The organism is Mesorhizobium wenxiniae (assembly GCF_002284535.1).
Taxonomy (GTDB): domain Bacteria; phylum Pseudomonadota; class Alphaproteobacteria; order Rhizobiales; family Rhizobiaceae; genus Mesorhizobium; species Mesorhizobium wenxiniae.
Genome location: NZ_NPKH01000040.1, coordinates 1 through 1,821, shown reverse-complemented (window position 1 = coordinate 1,821; position 1,821 = coordinate 1). Strand labels below are relative to the sequence as shown.

Below are 1,821 nucleotides of genomic sequence, written 5' to 3'. Positions count from 1 at the left end.
CTGCCCTTGCCGCTCTTGCGTAGGTTCTCGCCCAGATGCCAGGCGGCCGACAGGCCGTGGATGCCGGCGCCGACGATGACGATTTGACGTGACTCGGAAGTCCCATAGAGCAATGTCCTGTTGAATTTCGAGGCTGAACAATAGTTTGGGAGCCGCGACAACCATTTGACATTTGGCGCCACATTACCGATAGTATCCGCCATATCGTCGCTATTCGAAGCGCAGCTGCATCGCGCCGTCGAGCGAGGAATGTGGCCTCGCGGTATTATATAACTCGACGACGGAACGCCACCGGACCGATGTTTAGCGCGGGCTTTTTTATAGATTGCATCCTTGATAATGGCATCCTTGGACCGGGCGGCGGGTCCATATCGATGGGGTGATCGAGAAGGTGACGCGGCGGTTTTTCACTGCAGCCTTTCTGGCCCAGTCAATGGACCGGGCTGAGGTACCGGCCTGGATGTTTGATAGGGTCTTCAGCACGAGTTGGCGCATCAGGACTGCTCCGCAGGACGACTTTGCAGTGCTTGATCGCTGGCGAAACTTCTTCATAACACAGGGATAGGCACAGCATTGTCTCACGATGCGAAAATCGGGGATATGTCCATGCCGCCGTGCCCTTGGGGCAGAATCGTGCGGCTGATGCTGTGGCTCAGCGGCGCAGTCGCGACATGGAATATGGGAGCACCACTTGCTCGCCGCTCAGTGCGGAGAGGATGCGCGAGGTGTAGGTCTCGGTTGAAACAACCGCCCACTTGGTCCGGATGTTTCCTTCTTGCGTGGCGGGCCGCCAGACGCCCGCCTCACGCGCGATATATTCGACCGGTCTTGCGGTGAAGACGGTCACGCCGGCAGCAATCGCCGCCAACGAGGCCGCGCAAATAGGCGAGCGGCTGGATCGTCCCTGCACGCGGATCGATTAGGCCTGCGGGTAGGCCGAGGTGCCTGTCTTTGCACGGGTCTCCGGGCATCGAGGATATGCCACGGGGCTTCGAGCGCCTGCCACTGGCGGGCTCGCTCCGCGATCTCGGCGGCGCTTTTTAGCGGCTCTGCAGTGGATCGTGCCGACCCGTTTCACCTCCCACTGCAAGCCGTGCTTGTCGACGATCTCGAAGACAGTGTGTGGCGAATCGCGCAGCCAAATTAAGCAGACGACCGCCATTGAGGGGACCGAGCGTCTCCATGAGCGCCGACGGCATCACCCAGAGGCTGGCATTCACCAATCCGGTGCTCCGCCCGGCGGCGCCAAATCAATTCGGCTGCCTCGATAACGACAGCGTCCAGGCCACGCTCGGCTAGGTGCAGCGCGGCGGACAATCCGGTCCAGCCGGCGCGACAATCGCGACATCGGCGACGAGGTCGCCTGCCAGCTTCTCCGTCGCCGGAGCTGTCCGCTCCCAAAGCCCATGCGCGGTCGATCGTTCAGCATTCTTTCCGCTCCCATCCTTATCGTCAAAGTCCATGCCCTGGCAGCAACGCGACGAGCTTCCGACGCTTGGTCATTTCGCGCCCTCCGGCCAATCCCTATTGCCGCCGTTTACAAGGCGCGGCACCGATCTGATGTGGTTCGACAAACGCTTGGGGCGAGCCTTCGCCTCAACCCAGCCGCTGAAGAGAAAATCGCGAGACCGCACAGTTCCAGAGCGAATGCTGCATGATCCCGGTAAGTCCCGTGATCATGTCCCACGACGACGCGAAGCGCTCGCATGTAATGCCCATTCGCCTTTAAAGTTCGCGTCGCAGTTGGCACGAGTTTTGAAACTCTGTCTTCGTAGGCCGGCAGGAGCTGCCGACCGGAGCGGAAAGGGCAGCCAACGCTTG

2 protein-coding genes are annotated in these 1,821 nt (G+C 60.7%); both read right to left on the bottom strand.

Annotation, left to right across the window (positions count from 1 at the left end):
* Nucleotides 1–203 (bottom strand): FAD-binding oxidoreductase (locus CIT31_RS34735; protein ID WP_206073440.1); only part of this gene is annotated, 203 nt, incomplete at its 3' end.
* Between the two features lie 449 nt (nt 204–652).
* Nucleotides 653–868, bottom strand: coding sequence for a hypothetical protein (locus tag CIT31_RS32455; RefSeq protein ID WP_095521903.1), 216 nt, complete (start codon nt 866–868; stop codon nt 653–655).
* Nucleotides 869–1,821 lie beyond the last annotated feature (953 nt).